The 16,312-nt window shown below is 42.7% G+C and carries 16 protein-coding genes; 4 read left to right on the top strand and 12 right to left on the bottom strand.

Annotated elements, in window-relative coordinates; genetic code table 11:
* Positions 1 to 55: 55 nt before the first annotated feature.
* From ltrA to ACTWJ7_RS36730, 4 genes are all read right to left on the bottom strand, one after another.
* On the bottom strand, positions 56 to 1,855 hold the full coding sequence (gene ltrA, locus ACTWJ7_RS36745) for a group II intron reverse transcriptase/maturase (RefSeq protein WP_443146792.1): 1,800 nt from the start codon (positions 1,853 to 1,855) through the stop codon (positions 56 to 58).
* A 663-nt stretch (positions 1,856 to 2,518) separates the two neighbouring features.
* Complete coding sequence (locus ACTWJ7_RS36740) at positions 2,519 to 5,086, bottom strand: DUF5704 domain-containing protein (RefSeq protein ID WP_443146791.1); 2,568 nt, start codon at positions 5,084 to 5,086, stop codon at positions 2,519 to 2,521.
* A 15-nt stretch (positions 5,087 to 5,101) separates the two neighbouring features.
* Complete coding sequence (locus ACTWJ7_RS36735; protein ID WP_024631233.1) at positions 5,102 to 6,043, bottom strand: copper amine oxidase N-terminal domain-containing protein; 942 nt, start codon at positions 6,041 to 6,043, stop codon at positions 5,102 to 5,104.
* A gap of 14 nt (positions 6,044 to 6,057) precedes the next feature.
* Positions 6,058 to 6,522 carry a type II toxin-antitoxin system HicB family antitoxin gene (locus ACTWJ7_RS36730; RefSeq protein ID WP_024631234.1) on the bottom strand — a complete coding sequence of 155 codons (465 nt, stop codon included), beginning with the start codon at positions 6,520 to 6,522 and terminating at the stop codon, positions 6,058 to 6,060.
* A gap of 119 nt (positions 6,523 to 6,641) precedes the next feature.
* Here ACTWJ7_RS36730 and ACTWJ7_RS36725 point away from each other — a divergent pair, with 119 nt between their 5' ends.
* Entirely contained in the window at positions 6,642 to 6,809 is a 168-nt protein-coding gene (locus tag ACTWJ7_RS36725; RefSeq protein ID WP_173405230.1) for a hypothetical protein, read from the top strand.
* Positions 6,810 to 6,823: 14 nt separating this feature from the next.
* Here ACTWJ7_RS36725 and ACTWJ7_RS36720 read toward each other — a convergent pair whose 3' ends face one another.
* Together ACTWJ7_RS36720 and ACTWJ7_RS36715 are read right to left on the bottom strand one after the other, a co-directional pair.
* The gene (locus ACTWJ7_RS36720; protein WP_443146775.1) at positions 6,824 to 7,072 is read right to left on the bottom strand and encodes a hypothetical protein; all 249 of its coding nucleotides are present in this window, start codon (positions 7,070 to 7,072) and stop codon (positions 6,824 to 6,826) included.
* Entirely contained in the window at positions 7,033 to 7,743 is a 711-nt protein-coding gene (locus tag ACTWJ7_RS36715) for a phage integrase N-terminal domain-containing protein (RefSeq protein ID WP_443146776.1), read from the bottom strand. Before ACTWJ7_RS36715 ends, ACTWJ7_RS36720 begins: the two co-directional genes overlap by 40 nt.
* A gap of 319 nt (positions 7,744 to 8,062) precedes the next feature.
* Here ACTWJ7_RS36715 and ACTWJ7_RS36710 point away from each other — a divergent pair, with 319 nt between their 5' ends.
* Positions 8,063 to 8,281 (top strand): hypothetical protein, encoded by a 219-nt coding sequence (locus ACTWJ7_RS36710; RefSeq protein WP_143812719.1) that lies wholly within the window; start codon positions 8,063 to 8,065, stop codon positions 8,279 to 8,281.
* A 52-nt stretch (positions 8,282 to 8,333) separates the two neighbouring features.
* Here ACTWJ7_RS36710 and ACTWJ7_RS36705 read toward each other — a convergent pair whose 3' ends face one another.
* Complete coding sequence (locus ACTWJ7_RS36705) at positions 8,334 to 8,603, bottom strand: hypothetical protein (RefSeq protein ID WP_024631225.1); 270 nt, start codon at positions 8,601 to 8,603, stop codon at positions 8,334 to 8,336.
* Between the two features lie 501 nt (positions 8,604 to 9,104).
* Here ACTWJ7_RS36705 and ACTWJ7_RS36700 point away from each other — a divergent pair.
* Positions 9,105 to 9,554, top strand: a complete 450-nt coding sequence (locus tag ACTWJ7_RS36700) for a PBECR3 domain-containing polyvalent protein (RefSeq protein WP_094939794.1) — start codon at positions 9,105 to 9,107, stop codon at positions 9,552 to 9,554.
* A 253-nt stretch (positions 9,555 to 9,807) separates the two neighbouring features.
* Here ACTWJ7_RS36700 and ACTWJ7_RS36695 read toward each other — a convergent pair whose 3' ends face one another.
* Entirely contained in the window at positions 9,808 to 10,446 is a 639-nt protein-coding gene (locus ACTWJ7_RS36695) for a recombinase family protein (protein ID WP_024631226.1), read from the bottom strand.
* Between the two features lie 291 nt (positions 10,447 to 10,737).
* Here ACTWJ7_RS36695 and ACTWJ7_RS36690 point away from each other — a divergent pair, with 291 nt between their 5' ends.
* Positions 10,738 to 11,697 (top strand): nucleotidyl transferase AbiEii/AbiGii toxin family protein, encoded by a 960-nt coding sequence (locus ACTWJ7_RS36690; protein WP_443146790.1) that lies wholly within the window; start codon positions 10,738 to 10,740, stop codon positions 11,695 to 11,697.
* Here the strand turns inward: ACTWJ7_RS36690 and ACTWJ7_RS36685 are convergent.
* From ACTWJ7_RS36685 to ACTWJ7_RS36670, 4 genes are all read right to left on the bottom strand, one after another.
* Positions 11,678 to 12,574, bottom strand: a complete 897-nt coding sequence (locus ACTWJ7_RS36685) for a type IV toxin-antitoxin system AbiEi family antitoxin domain-containing protein (protein WP_024631228.1) — start codon at positions 12,572 to 12,574, stop codon at positions 11,678 to 11,680. The two genes, ACTWJ7_RS36690 and ACTWJ7_RS36685, sit on opposite strands and share 20 nt — an antisense overlap.
* A 729-nt stretch (positions 12,575 to 13,303) precedes the next feature.
* Positions 13,304 to 13,450 carry a hypothetical protein gene (locus tag ACTWJ7_RS36680; RefSeq protein WP_443146789.1) on the bottom strand — a complete coding sequence of 49 codons (147 nt, stop codon included), beginning with the start codon at positions 13,448 to 13,450 and terminating at the stop codon, positions 13,304 to 13,306.
* 367 nt (positions 13,451 to 13,817) lie between these two features.
* Positions 13,818 to 14,375 (bottom strand): hypothetical protein, encoded by a 558-nt coding sequence (locus ACTWJ7_RS36675; RefSeq protein ID WP_024631231.1) that lies wholly within the window; start codon positions 14,373 to 14,375, stop codon positions 13,818 to 13,820.
* A 1,118-nt stretch (positions 14,376 to 15,493) separates the two neighbouring features.
* Positions 15,494 to 16,228, bottom strand: a complete 735-nt coding sequence (locus tag ACTWJ7_RS36670; RefSeq protein WP_443146780.1) for a hypothetical protein — start codon at positions 16,226 to 16,228, stop codon at positions 15,494 to 15,496.
* Positions 16,229 to 16,312: the final 84 nt, after the last annotated feature.

The following is a 16,312-nucleotide window of genomic DNA, read 5'->3' as shown; positions in this document are numbered from 1 at the left end:
TTCCCCACCTCCACACCGTGCATGCGACTTTCACCGCACACGGCGTTCCATCTTGCTACTTGTTGAACAACAGTGCCAAGTTACTCTTTTTACGGTATTGGTTTACCTTCTGGATCATGCTTCCTGTAAGATTAAGCAGTCCTAAGAGTCTTATAATCGTTTCTTGGTTCGTGGCATGGATGAGTGTATGAACGTCATTATGTAGGATTCTTAGGTTGCTGTAGTTGTCCCTTCCGCCCATGTGAGATGGAAGATGATGATGACAATGTACTTCGTCAGCATAAAGAAATATCCCCGTAATTTCGCACTTGCCCTTCACCATGCTGTATCGGCTAATTCTGTTGTCCAGATACTCCACACTACGTTTTGGATTGTCTGACTTCATCAACTTTGTTGTTTCAGACTTTGTGAAGCTATCCATTATACTCGTAATGTTTTTCCGTCCTTCAGCAGTAAAGGGGGTTATCTTCTGGCTGAAGTTGAGGTTGTTTGAAGTGTTTACGTCCACTATTGGGTATAGATAAACCCCGTCGACTTTAAACGTCCGGTACCTCGTTGAGTAAAATCGCCTATATGTAAGGGACGGATGATCTGGATGTTCGTATTTGCCAACGCGTTTCAGACGATTATATGTGAACTTTTTCAGGTCATAGGCAATTCGTGAGAACTCAATAAAAACATGTGTGGCTTTCTTGAAGTAATTGTGAGTACCTAGTACAAAACTATTGAACTTGTATACATTACCAGCCGTGGGTGATTGCTTTATTCGTTGAATAAGCTTTTTGTATTGGGCTTTGATGTCTTGTTTTTTCTTATCACTCAACCCGGTATGTGCCACAGCTTGTTTCCCCTTCAAAGTGGCTTTTATGGTGAAACCGAGGAATTCAGATTTACTCTTTCTCAGGTTCTGAATTTTCGATTTATCGGGGGAAATGTCCAATCTCAGACGATTTTTCAAATAGAGTCTTACAGCATGATACCATTTCTTAGCGGTTTCCCAGTCACGACAAAGGATTTTGAAGTCATCGGCGTACCTTACAATGAATCCTTCTTTAAGTTTGGTCTTCTTGAGACCATTGTATCTGTTCCTTTGGGTGTATGCGTGTTTGGTCGGGAATTTCTCCCATTGCCCAGAGACCCAAATGTCGAGGTCATGTAGGGCAATATTAGAAAGTAGAGGGGATAAGATGCCTCCCTGTGGAGTTCCTTTATCCGGCGTTCCTTCCCCTTCTATCTCCGCTGTTAGCATTCGGCTGATCACTTGTAAGACTTTTCGGTCATGTATTCCAAGATTCCATAATTGCTTCATTAAAATTCTATGGTTAATGTTATCAAAGAAACCTTTGATATCGATATCTACAATGAAGTGTAGTTTGCTTTTGTTAACCAAGAACTGAACTCTTGCCAAAGCATGGTGTGTAGATCGCAAGGGTCTGAATCCGTAGCTATGTTTGTAGAAATGTGCTTCGGCAATTGGTTCAAGTATTTGTTTGAAGCATTGTTGTATCAGGCGATCAATGATACATGGAATTCCTAGTGGTCTTTTCTTTCCATTAGGTTTAGGAATGTAAACGCGTCTGACCTTTTTAGGCTGGTAATTATTAAGTTTTGTTTTGACCAGATTCACAAGTTCCGACTCTGTCATTGTTTTAAGATTCTCAATTGTCTTGCCGTCTGTTCCTGCTGTCTTGGAGCCTTTGTTCGATTTGATTGTCCGATAGGCAAGAAGGATATTGTCTCTTGAAGTAATTAATTCATAGAGACGATCAAATTTCTCTCCCTGTTTAGCTCTCGCGTGCAAATCGGTAAAGGTTTCCGTCAGGTTGTAGTAATCCCAGTAACGTAGAGCCTGTATTGTGGCAACCTCCTGTATGAGATTGTCCCCACGTTCTTACCTGACCGATACAGTTCACTTTTTGGAAAGTTGTCAATTCAAAGTATCAAGACTCAGGGCTATTCCTCCACTTCCATTACAGAAGTTTCATAGGTCACACCCTTACTCTCACAAGGGTAGATGCATTTCGTTACCTTATAGCAACCGTCTAGGATGGCAGTCCTTCATTGCGACGTCCCTTGCTTTCCTTGTTCCTTCTATCCTAGCTATCCCTTTTGCCCTTAGGTGTCTCCTTTGGACCTGCAAGTTGGATACCGCCATAGTTCGGTATAGCGCATTTCCTAACATGTAATCGTACTTTGCGCCGCTTGCCCCAACATTTGTTGGTCAACATGTTTCCATGAGGTAGGCATTTAGATCCGTACATTCAGAGATTCGTCAATCCTTTCGAGGATATTCTCACCTTAGGCAGTTTTTCAGCCATCCGGCATATCGGTAAGCATACCTTCCATAATGGTGGCTCTAGCTTCTTTCTGCCGACTTCACCTAGCTTCATACGTTGTATCCTGCCGAACATAACGCATGTAGGAGTATTAATGGTACAGTTTCAGAAAACGTGGCTTCTTCATTCCTGTACTTGGATAGAGAGTTAGACATCCATAGATGTCCTTGCTTTTCCTGAGTTTATTCAGTTATAGCAAAACAAGTCGCACACATGTTGCCCTTCGTTTTGAAATCAAACTTGAAGTGATAGCCTTGCTTTACGGCCACGTTCTGCATCCCCGTTAGGTAGTTACTCCCTGGACGGATCGGCAACGTCAGCTTGCTGCCAATGTCTCGAGGATTGCCATCAATGTCTGCTTGGCCAACCCAGTAGCTTGCGCCACTCGGATCGCGGCTGCCGGCATAAGTCCGGAAGACACGTTCCCAGTTATAGTCCACGATGTCGGTGATATGGAAATCATACAGACGGCCAATGACCTGGACTGAAACCTGGTCCACCGCCGCATGATTAACCAAATCCAAGTTCGCATCCTGCTGGTATTCGTACCCTATAGGTGCGTTTTCCGCGATATTCCGGAAATACACCTGGTAATTACCTTCATCGACCCATACCGGCAAATCAAATGTCGTGTCCAGTTGGTCCACTGATACGTCAATCCAGGTATCTTTGGGAATCAACCGTCCTCTGCCTTCGGTGTAAACATCGAACGGGAAACGAACTTGTTTGGTCCGGAAATACTTGGCGTAATCCCGGTTGCCGTATCCCGGATACTGCGCCACGTCCAGGTGTTGACCTGACGTTGGTATCCGAACCGTGAACGGCCGATCCAGGATCAACGCTGATCGGCTCATATCCGGCTTGGTTTTCTGGTTATGCTGCTGATCGTCTGAGACGGCCGAATAGTTTACCACCGGCGTATGCACGGTCACCGTATTTATGCCGTGGATCTCGTACTCCAATTCTTCCTCTTCGGTGTTGATGCTGCCAGCGGTCATCACATATTCAATGGTGCCTTTACTGGTCGCATTCTTTTTGTTGACCTTATCTGAAGGGATGTAATTATTAGGGCTATAAAGCACGTCCTTGTCGATCTGAACCGGTGCAGGAATTTGCCCCGGCTGCGGCCCTGTCTTGGCCGTACGCTGGCTGTTCATGATGGTCTGACCCTTAAACACCAGCGAGTCGTTTGCGACCTGTACGTCAGGCACAGCGACCTCAGCGACGTCCTGCAAATTTTCCCGATCCGGAGAAGGTCTGCTGGAACCACCATTTTTACTTCGTGACGGTCCCTGTTGGATGCCTGGCTCCTGTGCAGGGTAGAAATTCCCGATGTTTTCGGCTTGGAACTCTGGTGGTTCATATCCAGACGGATAAATCGTGATTTGTTCACCACTGAAAGCATATTGTTCCAGCGTTGCCTGGCGGATGTTGTACACGCTCAGTTCATCTATCGTCCAGTATGCATATGGCCGAACCACTGTGTATTCGCTTGGTACGACTTCGGTATCTGTACGGTCAATATAATTCGTTGTTGGATTTCCTTCAGCATCTGTCCCAGGAACAGGCTCGGACCAGTTCAATGTCCATGTTTGTTCCACTTTGACCGTGTACGTGCACGTGCCCGTCATCTGTACGAAGCGGTTCTGGAACAAATAATCCCGGCTAAACACATTTCCATATAGGCTCTCTGATGTTGGAATGCCTTTCAAGACGTCGAAAAGCTCATTTCCGCGTGTATCGGCATTGATCATACCTGTAACTACCGGGTCCATGTATTTAGCTTCTATTGCGCTTCCAGTTTGCTTTTCTGGCCTAGTACAGACATTAGGCCGATCTTCGTTTTTAGGTTTGTAGTAAAAATTCAAGTAGTACACGGGAAAAGTACCGTTATATGTGAATCCTCCGGGATCTCCCTGGCTTGGCGATCCACCCGAAGGTGCTGAAACCGTACTTTTCTTAAAGCCCTCATACGTATAATTTTCTCCGGGTTCTGTATGCGTGAAGCTGTACGGCTGGTTCTTTTCTAACTTTTCTTCCCGGTCTCGGAAATGTTCAATACCATTCAGCCGTTGGCCAGTTGTTGTCCAGTGCTGAATAGTGGCCTTGCCTTCTTCCGGCTCAAGCTCGATCGTGAACAGAGTCGGAAAAAAGTAGCGATAACCTTCAACGTTTGGTGCAAAAACCTTATTGTTCTTCGTTTCTTCTTCATATCTTCTATTTATTTCTTTATAAATTGGACGCAATACACCATTTCGAACGATTACTTCCTTACGAGCAGAATTTGTTCCTTTGCCCAAAACCGCTGTATTACCATAATTGTCATAGTTCTCTCTGGAAGTAGCATCTTGATAATACTGCTGTGGGTATTCGTCAAGATCCCCACCACGAGATGTTTCGAATACATCCTTAGCCAACGTCCAATTAAAATCAAAAGGCTTAACTGTGATGTTTTTAACCTTTCGACCAGAAGCAAATGTAAACTGGTAAGTTCCACCGTCTACAACACTAACCGTATCCCCTGGCTTATGTCCTTTATCCGTCCATTGACCAGCGCTGTTCTTCCAAACCTCGTAGTATACCATTCCAACGAAGTAGTAAAGATTTGGATTATTTTTGTCACGTTCCAATCGACTTGCACCTACGTCATAAACGGCTGCTTCGGCCTTCCCAGAATCGTACGTAAACAAAACGAGTATCGAAGACAATAGGAGTACCACACTAAGTATAGAGCTAATAGTCCTTTTCATTCAGATCATAGCCCCTTACTTGAATGGATTGACGATAGCCACAGCGTAATTATCTAGCTCGCCATCTCTCAAAAGGATATAGTCAGCTTGATTGACTTTAAAACTTTTCCATCCCTCATAGTTTTCAAGATACTTTCCTCCCTGAAACTTGTCAGACGTGCTAATAAGCGGATAATAGTTCATCCCTGTTTTGTCTTCGTTATTACTAAAGAGTGTATCGACAACTCCACGTCCTCTGCCGTAACTATCTTTAACTAAAAAGGTAATAGAGTTTCCTCTTTGACTACTTCGAATCTGAACAACGTTCCCAATTATTTCGTTTTTGGTCATGTTAATGTCATAAATCACTTGTCCGTTCCCCAACTGGATAGGAAGATCACTTTCTTTGATAATCTTAACGCCCGAATACTTCTCTCCCTTCATATTTTTGAAATCAAGTTCACTTTTAGCTGTATATGCTTTGAAATCACTAAGCTTTGTAAGTTTAAACTGCTTATCATCCGTATTCCGGAAATCTTTGTTACCGATCCAAACCCAGCGGCCAATTTTGTCCCATTCTACCTTCTGACCAAGTCCCTCACTGACCAGACGCAACGGAACGAATGTCCTGTTCTGCTTCAGGATAATTTGCGTACCATAGTCTTTCTTCTGGCCATTGACCAGGGCTGTCGTTTGGCCAATCGTCATGTCCACCTTATGGTCTTTGCTGACGATCCCAACCTTGGACACTTTGCCAACCTTGGAGTACGTCACCTTTGCGCCCAAGGCTTCTGACACGAACCGGATCGGAACCATCACACTACCTTGGCCATCTTGGAATGGCTTCGCATCCGGAAACTTCATTTTCACCGTATTCAGTAAAACCTCCACTTGTTTCGCAGGAGCTGCTGAAACCGCAGCTCCTGTAATCCCAAACGCTAAAACCCCTGCCATAATGCTCAGTAATACCTTTTTCATGTTCCCCACTCCTCTTAGTCTAGTAAGCCTAAATTTTTAAAATGCTGCATTTCCGTTAAGGACATAAATGATTCATCGTATGTACCTTTTCTTTTATCGTACTGATAGACAAAACCTTGTTCTGCCAGTACAAAGTACACACTTACAAAATTTCCAGTGTCTACAACATTCAAGTTCTTTATCGACTCGTTGAACTGTCGCATTAAGAGCTCAATTTCTTTAACGAGTAGACCGCACGTTTGCTTCCCTAGTAAGGTCAGGTCTGTTTGATGGTTCACCTCCTTATCAAACGTGATGGTTTGCACATCACAACGGTACATCGATGGCACAGTGGATGTGACCTGAAGCTCAACGAGATCCTTCAGGTTAGACATCATCTCTTCCTCTGTATCACCGGTCGCGCTCAAGCGCAGCTCCGGTACGTACCCTGTAAAATCGTGTTGTCCGTAATTTTGCTCAACCAATACTGTTAATTTCATAGCATTAACCTCCATTTTTTATATAGTCAGCTATACGTATTTATAGCTATATGATATGATCGACTATATAACTTTGTCAAACAATTTTCTGTTATACTGGTGAACGAGGTGAATTTAACATGGCTCGAAAGTCCATAAATACAACGCTTGATGCTACTTTGTACGGTCAGATTCAAATGCTCGCCCTTCAGCTTTCGCTGGAAGGTAATCAAAAGGTGAACGTTAACGATCTCCTCGAAGAAGGCATGAAGTACATCATCGAAAAATACGAATCTTCCAAAAGCTAAGTCTTCTCAGGGACTTAGCTTTTTCCTTCGTAAATCCGAATTACATCAATTCGTTCATGGCCAACCTCACGGCTTACGATTAATGCCGCATTGTCACGGCTGTAGCCTTTTGCGATCTCTTGCTCCATACGATCCTGTATATACCCGTATCTCAAGCCGTGGAACGTCAGGCTCCTCGCACTCCCGTCCCTCCGATCCGTCCGCTGCTGCATCCCGGTTTCCGTCAGTACCTTATCCCGATGATGCACCATAAACTTCTGCATCCGGTTAACAACCTGATGCGTCTTCTCACCCGGACGGATAAACAACCGTTCTCCCGGCTCGTTACAGACATCCGACGTTCCAGTACAAGCCTTCCAGCGGCGCTTAGAGGCACTTCACGGTGTTTCCCGTTCTTTGCTTCCCCTTTGACCTGATAAATGCCTGTACGAAGCGCATATTCGGCCTGAGCACGACTTACGGCTGCTGCTTCGGTGATTCTAAGACCCATTGTCCGACTCAGTTGCATACAATCGGCCACATTGCTGTTACCAAGATCCTTTGCGATCTGCATCATGCCGTCATACTCCGATGTTGTCCAGGCACGATCCCCATTGACCTGGTGTGTGGTCCCGATCGTTAACCCGTAATCCTCCTGCAGTTTGGCATTATCAGACAACTCATACCTTGGTCGCTGGATCTGATCATGCATGTATCGTAAAGCTGAAAGATCACCCTTAATCGTCCTAGGCTCCACTTGGCTCAAACGCTCCTGAATAAAAGCCGCAATGTGCTTATCATGAATATTCCGGATATTCTGCATCTTAAAGCGATCCAGACAGAATCTCGCGAACATTAAACAACTGTCCTTATACCGATCCCTGGTCGCGTAGCTACCTTGTCTGGTGTGTTTGAAAATCTTCTCGATCTGTACTTCAACCGTTGACTTGCCCACCTCTAACCCCTCCCTTTCCTTCAGACCTGTGAAGACCGAAGGATTAAAAATCCTGAGCGTCTGAACAGGTTCACGCGCGAATGCGCGTCAGCATCTTTTCTCCTGCAGACAGACTTCACCCAGGTGCACAAGTGTCCCGTTCTCGTCGCATTCTCGCTACGCGAGGATGCGTAAAACGACTTAAACCCTTGTGGCTCTAAGCGAGTATACAGATTGCCCAGGCGCTTTCTCTCTGCCATCTTTCAAAGCAGATGGCAGAGAGAAAGCGCCCGAGCATTCTTGCTACGCTCGTTCGTATGCTACATATGTAGTTCGTACTATGAGTAATTTTAGTGGAGTCATTCCCTTTCAGGGCGATGCTTCGCATCGACTCCCGGCGATCCAGCATACAGCTTGCCGCTCCGCGGCCGATCCTCCGGATCGAATCACCTTCGTGCCGATTGAGTACAAAAACCACGTCCGGCGAAACGTGATTCCGTTCTTAACTTTTGCAGTCAGTCCAGCAGTTGCAAGCAACTTTGGGGTTAAGAATTACTGACCTTGCGCTATAATCTTCAATCTACAAAGCCGGCACAAATGCCGGCACTTCCTTACTTCACCAACTTAAGAACAGGACAATTATTCACTTGCCCTTCCCGATGTTCCTGGATCGTTTTTCTAATGTTCTTCTTAACATGAGATGAAACGATCAACTTCATCTCACTTTCCCTTCGAACCATTCCTTCCAGCAAAATAGAATAGCGTTTAAAGTTCTCTGAATCTTCCTGGAGCTCTGATCGCATCTTCCTCATTTCTTCAATCTCCTTCTTCATCTCATGTAACTGCATTCTGATTTCTTTTACTAACTCCATTGAATCCATTTCATTTCGCCTCCATTAGTTTCATTTCTATATAAAAAAGCTGATACATCAGGCAAAATGCCTGTCGTATCAGCTCCTAAGCGCAACAAAAAAAACCTCATTATGAGCAGCACAAACTAAAATGCCAACTCTAACCGGCTTCCGTTACAAAACTATTTATTACCTCACTCATTTACCCATACTAGGGCAAAGAAAATAAAAAAAGGTGCCTATAATCCCAATGTTTGACCAAAGACTTCATGAGTCCAAAGCTATTATTTTTGGAAGTCCTGAACTTCCACGTCCCTCTTTGCCGATCAAGTCCGCAAAGAAAAGTAATTAGTATTCCGTAATGTCACTCATTATATACATAGCTCAAATGTTTATCAAGAATCTATCAGTTGCCTTAATTCAACACTTAAACTTAAACTTATGTATAGTTCGACAAATTCGAGTAAATAATTCCGCCTATTATGACTATACTGATGTACACACAGAATTTACTATAAAGGCGGTTGAAATATGGAAATAACCTTTAATTCTATTACATCAGACAACGAAAGGAATGCAGATGTGCAATCATACTCTCTTAATCTAAATTCACACGATATCCAGGTTGTCGGCAAACTTGATATCGTCAAAATTAAAAGCCTTACTGGAGTGGATCTCCCTTCGGATCTCGTACAAATGTACCCCGGTGCTATAAAGCACGTGCAACGAAATCATCCAGGTATTATTGAACAATATGGTCACTTAATCCCTAGCATGATTGCACATCCGGACTATGTTGGACAGAATCCCAAAGAGGAAAATAGTGTAGAGTTAGTCAAGGTCATTGGGCCTCATTTGCTTTTAGCAATCAAGTTAGACCCATCAGGGTACATATTCTTATCTACCTTCTTTGAACTTGACAATGGAGCCTATAAAGTCCAAAAAAGGCTCAAGAGTGGACGATTAGTCCCTTATAACTAATTAAATAATCGTTCAGAGTTCTGGACAAATCGTTTACCAAAGTGTAAACTAATAAGTGTCTGAACTACGTATATAACTTACCTGTTATACAATTTCAATTTTCGCATAATACTATAAGTTAAGGATCATTAGAGGTGGGAAAGGTTCCCCACGCGCTTGTCGAAAGGCAAGTTACCAGAGATCAGGATACGCCGCCCTGCAATATGATCCTAAAACCAAGGACCCCTTTATGGGGTCCTTTTTGCATGCAGTTTTATTTTTCTAGTCCCTCATACGCCTTTATAATCTTGTAAAAAGTGTTCTTCTTCATATCAAGCTTTTTCATGAATTCTACAGCGGAGAGATCCCTTTTCTTCCACTTGGGATACTCGGCATCCAGGGTACTCCTTTGTTCTGAATTGAGTGTATTCAAGTTAATTTGTGGTCTTCCTAAGTGCTTTCCATTCTTCTTTGCTTCAGCAATGCCTTCAGCCTGTGCCTGTTTAATGCCTCTTCGTTCTTCTTCAGCAAGCCAACTCAATATCTGAAGCACGAGATCCATAATGAGTTGGCCGATCCCTTCCAATTCTTCATACTTACGTGTATCCAGGATCGGAATGTCGATCACGACAACATGAACTTTTGCATCGATCAGCCATTGCCACTCTTTCAATATTTCCTGTTTGTTGCGGCCAAACCGATTAATAGACTTTACAAACAGGGTATCCCCTTCTCTCAGCACACGCTTTAAAAGTTGATATTCAGGGCGATCAAAGTTCTTTCCACTAGCCTTATCAACGAAGATGTAGGCTTCTTCAATTCCCTGCTCACGTAGAGCAGCAATCTGGCGATCCTCATTCTGATCCTTAGTTGAAACTCGAGCATATCCATACTCTCTAAATTGAATCCGCATAAAAAACCTCCGAAATGTTGTTTATAAAGATTATAATCCAATTACAAACGTTTGCTAATTGGATTATACCACCTTTAAAGACGAATTTATCATGTTCATTTTGTAGTTTGTAAACCTGTACCTTTACGGACGCGGCGAATACATCATTTCGCAGAAAAGGCACCTTTAGAGGCGAATCGTCGAAATTAAAAAATATCCTTATATATTTGGCTATCTATTCCAAACGGATAACCTTTATGAGATTATATGAGAAGTGTGACAATACAAAAAACGAGGTGTCCATTTTTGATCTTGAGCAGCGAAGATACAAAGAAACTTAGAACCATCACTCTTATTGCTTTATTTTCAGATGATGATCTCCTGGAAACCCTGGTCTTAAAAGGCGGCAACGCTTTAGATATTGGATATGGTTTCAGCTCACGTGCATCTATGGATCTCGATTTCTCCATGTCTCAAGATTTTGAAGACATTGGTTTAACTGATCTAGAGCAAGTCAGGCAAAAACTCGAAGACGTTCTTACAAGAACATTTATTGAATACGGCTACCAAGTTTTTGAGGTTAAGATAAAAGCCAAGCCTAAACAACAAATGGCTGAAAATCAAGATTTTTGGGCTGGTTATGAGGTGAATTTTAAGATTATTGAACCAGAAAAGTACGAAGCACATAAGGATAACTTGAACTGGTTATCTAATAAGGCGATCGCTGTGACGGGTACCAAAAAGAATATCACTATTGACCTCGGAAGATTCGAATATACAGGAAGTACAAAGATGATTGATAACATTGAAGGATTCGAAGGATATTTAGTGCCTATTTATACACCTACATTGATAGTCCTAGAGAAATTGCGTGCAATCTGTCAACAAATGGATGATTACTGGACCCGGATAGGTAAGGAGGTAGGATCTAAGCCTAGACCAAGGGATTTTTATGATATTTACACAATTTTAGAAAGCCCTGCAGTCGAAGTAAACTTTGAAGACCCTGAAACGTTGACTCATCTTGAAGAATGTTTCAAGGCTAAGCGCGTTCCCATTAGCTTTCTTTCAAACATGTCAGAAACCCGAGAGTTTCATAGACGAGATGAGCCTAAACTTAGAGAGACTATCCAGGTAAAAGAAAACTATCGAGGTTTTGATTTTTATTTTGACTATGTACTAGCAATTATAAAACAGCATGATCTTCTCTCTCTGAAGAAGCCAGATAAAAAAACCTTTGGGCACTTTGTGCTCAAAGGTTTTTTAAGTTAGTAAAGTTTTTGGGATAGTAAAGACGCCAACGTTCGGAATATTCTAGTTCAGAAACGTTATATGTTAAATAAAAATCGTTAGTCATTGGGAAAGATTTCATAATTTTCAAAGCGGTATCACTAAAACCTGCACAGTCCATATAAAATCCAATTGTCTGGTGATAAGGGTAGGTGTAATTTAAATTTTTAAGATACATCCTCATTTTATTTGCGGAAATCTTGCCCTTAGCACGTTCATAAACACTTAATACTTCATACACCCCACCACAATAATCTGGACGAACAGCAATATCAATCAATGTTCGTTCCACGTCAGTAACAGTTACCTCATCTATTACTTTGACACCTAGATTATTTGTATTACGTCCATTTATTAAATAAATTCGTTGGCCCTCATACTCAAAGAAATTGTTTGTTTTTCTCATTGGTTTAGAGAAAGCAGCATCAATATTCTTTTGTGCTAACTCTCCAGCAGGTGTATTACTCGTAAACCTTTTTGGAGATTGTTCTTTATTAATATAAATTGATTTAACATTCTCATTAGTTAAATCATGAAAATAAACTGCTGAATAGTGGCTCAGATAAACTCTAGGATAAAGGGATAGAGCAAGTTCAGTAGGAGATACTTTTTGGTTTCTAAAGATGTAGCGAGTAGTCTCAGCTATCTCAATTTCTTTTAGGATTCTTTTCTTAACCACAAGAAAGAAAAGAAACTCTCCAGGAGTGGTAGTTTTAGGTAGTCTCCATTCTCTCTCATGAGTAAAGAGGATACCGTTTATCTCCGCAAAATTAAGTACTTTTTTGCCAAGTCGTTTAAGCGCTGAAATAATATCTTCTTGGTATAACTCCATAATTTGATATCGATTTAAACGCCCCATAAAAGCTCCTTTTTTTCAAATCTTTCGAATACAATCAGGTGTATACACCTGATTGTACTGCAAAAAATAAAAAAAGTCAACAGGACCGAGGTTTTTTTTAAAAAAACACGATGCACTGATGGGGTGTATACACCCCATCTTAACCCCTTTTTTTAAAATTGTCAAACAGGGACTCCAGCCTAATAAAACAGGGTTATCGTATGCTCTAGTTTCATAGAAGTCTTGAAGAAAGAATCTAGAAAATCAAAAGCATATTGTTTACTGGATTCAGTAAACAATATGCTTTTTCAACTCTGGGAGAGATTTCATCAAGCTTCTGATTCATCCGCTCCTGAGCTTTCCGGATCTTGTCAAATACCTGAGTTTCTTGTGTGTTAAGTCCTTCTGACGCCACAACTTTATCACGGAAATTTAGTTTTTATTTTGAAGAAAAAAATGCGGATTATTGAGCTAAAAAAATCACAAAATATTGAGGGTGCAAAGGAATTAAAACGATTTCTATTATTTTTACAATTATCTTCAATTAAAAGCGCTACATAAATTGGGTGTTTTTTTTGGTTTTAGTAAGTGCTATACTTAATTTAACTTTTTGACTATAGTCAAAAAAAGAACCACGGTTCTCACAAAACCGTGGCCCAGTAAGCCGCATCACTCTTGAGTATGATTTTATGGATGAAGAAACTTAAGTTAAATGGATGAGAAAACATCAACACAGTTAGCCGACTGTTGTTAATGTTTTTTCTTCTTTTTTAAAGAAAAAAATCTCACCCGTAAAGGCTTGTCTTGATTTTTGCTTTCCAGGTAGACACCTGCAAAATCTACACAGGCTGTTATCAGTGCCAGAATAGCAGCAATCAGAATGATCGTATTCTCCAATTTATCCCCTCCCTTCCAAGAGGGGCGCGACTTACTTGTAACCAATGTAACTCAATATATTGCATGTTGTAAACAGCCTAAAACAATAGAACGTCAATAGAACGTAATTCCGAGTATACCAATTAGGCCGGGATTCCGCAAAGGAAAAGGACTGGAAGATTTGAAGATTTATCAAAAAAAATTTTTGACCAAATTTAGTAGCGGAGTTGCGTGTTTTTTGTTTCGCAATTCTATTATTTCCTTAAAAACATAGCCTAAAATGACGTCAAGTCCTGCGGCAGAAGTAAATAAAAAACCTCTTCATATCAAATGCACACTAGCTATTCAATTAGCCCGTGTGCATTTTGACGCCTCTGATATCTTTAGCCTAAAACAGTCCCAGGAATTTTTTCCGTTTTCCATGTGTTTCTACTCTGGAGGCAATATCATCGAGTTTCTGATCTGTCCGATCCTGGGCTTTCCGGATCTCGTCCAACACCTGGGTTACCTGCGTGTTAATCCCTTCCGACGCCGCCGCAACCTCTATTCGGACTCGCTCATCCACAATCTGATCAATTTTCCCTGAAAGCATGGCCACCGCTGATATCAAATCATCTACCTTAGCGTTAAGCATAGCGATCTCTGGCTTGCTATCTGACGTAGCGACTAGTGCTACAGAATCGCTATTGTTAGTACGCGAATAGCTTGATACCGTAGCTTCTACTGCGCTATCGTACTCAGCTCCGCGAGTTAGAAGATCAATAAGCGCTTTAAATGCAATAATATCGTGATCTGTAAAGGCTCGATGCTCTTTTTCGTCCTTCATAAATACGTAGCCAGCACTTTCTAGACTTCTCGCATACTTATTGACCGTAGAGCGACCAATTTTCAACGTTGTAGCCAGCTGAACCGTGCTATAAACAAAATTTAAGGGTTTTACGTCCACTGTTATCACCTCGCTATTTAAATTCGCGAAAATCCGCAAAATCCCTTGTTGTATCTAGTTATTTCGTGCTATCTAAGTGCCGCGTCGCTTCGCTCCGTTCCGTACATCTCACCTCGCCGTGTGGAAAACGAAAATCACGTTTACCACAAGCCTCGGTTCGATGCACGGCTGCGTGAACAACCTGAATCGTCGCTTAACGAGCCCCTTTTATACGTATTTAGCGTGAAACTGATGAAAGGAAACCTCGCTAATGCGAGCTCGTCCTCACTACGTGAGAACGGAATGTAAAACATATCTCCCCACGCCCACCCCTGCATTCCGTGCCCAATGGTGCATCTGGGCACAGCCCCCTTTACAAGGTACTGTAAAACCGTCATCAAACGCGCCTAGGTCGTGCTTTATCGCGTATAGTCTGTACTAACTTTGACGGCCAGCCTGGGCAATAGCCCACACGGACGGGTCTTGGGGTCGTTGGAGTCACAACTCCCCATCTAGGAAAGATGCAGGGGCATCTACGTAATATACGCTGTCTCACCATCTAACGGCACTTGTCACCCTCAGACACGCCTGCAGTACGTTTTCCTGCTGCTCTCTTCGAGGGGATGGGGACGACTTACCCCATAAGCTTTTAACGTCGTTTTGGGTGGCATTGAGCGCCCAATATTGATTTTTGGCAATAAGAAATCAGGCCTTCGACCTTCTTTTTTCAAAAAAGTTCGAAAGCTTACAGCTCAGATATGCGTTTTTTATGTATGATCACGCACCGGTATAAGCCAGTTACGATGGATCCAAGAAACCAAAAAAGCCTTGATCCTCCCGCGAACGGAGATCAAGGCTACTTTTCCAAAATTATATTGAGATCACGACTATTCTCATGTTGCCCACCTAAGGCCAAGCATGATACAATGTCCGTAATTCAAGTCATTGTTGTTAAGTGTCCTGTTTCTATCCGATGGCGATCGGTTGAGACAGCTACTCCGGATTTCCGTCCGGTTTAGCCGCTTGAAACGGTGGCTTGTAATTATTTTTCACTACTATACCATAACTGCTAGATTGATAGATAGGCGTTTTGAAAAATTTAGGGAACCGGCATACTGCCGGTTCCCTTTTGTTTTGCCTTAATGCGGCGCCTGGGCGCTGAAATCGTCTCTACTGGACTTATCTGCATTGTAGAAGACTACGTCTCCATCCTTGACATGATAAACATTTAGATACGAATCCAGGATGTTTGGCCGATACCCTTCCATTCTCCATTGATTCATCAGCGGCGCATGAATGTACTGCAAGTGCGGCTCCTGCAGGTTACCGTTCTGGATCGACTCAATGTCGAAGTTGACGACAATGTACCCGTCTCGCAGGAAAATCGATGATTTGTCAGTCAGGCCACCATTCACACGGCCATACTCGGCCAGGTTCGTTCCTTTGGCCACCGTATACACATCGGCTGGGATACTGTATTCACCAAACCATTGCTGTACCGATGCATTCGCACGTTCCGTAGTCACAGACGCGTTCGTCGGGATCTCCTTCGGCCCGATCAAGGTCTTGAGCTGTTCCGGAAGGATCAGCAGATCGTACCCACCGACAGGCGTTTTGAGCTTGGTGAACTTAAGTACGTAATTTCGCATGAACTGTTCCCGATCGACACCCAGCTTCTCAGCTGCCGTTAAGTGCTGATCGTACTTCCAGTATCCGGAGTTCTTCATATCGCCCAGGCTCACGTTCCGGAGTCGTTCCTGCAGGATCACGTACCGTTCCACTTTGTCTTCCGGAGAACCGATCCGGACGAACGGCTGCTCATTGGTCTTATAGTACAGATCCACCGGAACCGGTGTGCCGCCTTCCTTACTCACGTAAGAGAAGGTCGGCGTGATCCGGATCCCGTCCTTCAGGCTGAATAGGTATAGGTAAGGTTTTGACTAAATCGCTACCTTTTC

This window comes from Paenibacillus sp. 1A_MP2, from assembly GCF_052244825.1.
Taxonomy (GTDB): Bacteria; Bacillota; Bacilli; order Paenibacillales; family Paenibacillaceae; genus Paenibacillus; species Paenibacillus vandeheii.
The sequence above is the reverse complement of the archived record's forward strand: the minus strand, read 5'-3'. Positions and strand labels throughout refer to the sequence as shown.

Excerpts from the sequence above, each read along its gene's own strand:
- ACTWJ7_RS36740 (WP_443146791.1), bottom strand. The coding sequence starts at position 5,086 with ATGAAAAGGACTATTAGCTCTATACTTAGTGTGGTACTCCTATTGTCT.
- ACTWJ7_RS36735 (WP_024631233.1), bottom strand. The coding sequence starts at position 6,043 with ATGAAAAAGGTATTACTGAGCATTATGGCAGGGGTTTTAGCGTTTGGG.
- ACTWJ7_RS36730 (WP_024631234.1), bottom strand. The coding sequence starts at position 6,522 with ATGAAATTAACAGTATTGGTTGAGCAAAATTACGGACAACACGATTTT.
- ACTWJ7_RS36725 (WP_173405230.1), top strand. The coding sequence starts at position 6,642 with ATGGCTCGAAAGTCCATAAATACAACGCTTGATGCTACTTTGTACGGT.
- ACTWJ7_RS36720 (WP_443146775.1), bottom strand. The coding sequence starts at position 7,072 with ATGCAGAAGTTTATGGTGCATCATCGGGATAAGGTACTGACGGAAACC.
- ACTWJ7_RS36710 (WP_143812719.1), top strand. The coding sequence starts at position 8,063 with ATGAGTAATTTTAGTGGAGTCATTCCCTTTCAGGGCGATGCTTCGCAT.
- ACTWJ7_RS36705 (WP_024631225.1), bottom strand. The coding sequence starts at position 8,603 with ATGGATTCAATGGAGTTAGTAAAAGAAATCAGAATGCAGTTACATGAG.
- ACTWJ7_RS36700 (WP_094939794.1), top strand. The coding sequence starts at position 9,105 with ATGGAAATAACCTTTAATTCTATTACATCAGACAACGAAAGGAATGCA.
- ACTWJ7_RS36695 (WP_024631226.1), bottom strand. The coding sequence starts at position 10,446 with ATGCGGATTCAATTTAGAGAGTATGGATATGCTCGAGTTTCAACTAAG.
- ACTWJ7_RS36685 (WP_024631228.1), bottom strand. The coding sequence starts at position 12,574 with ATGGGGCGTTTAAATCGATATCAAATTATGGAGTTATACCAAGAAGAT.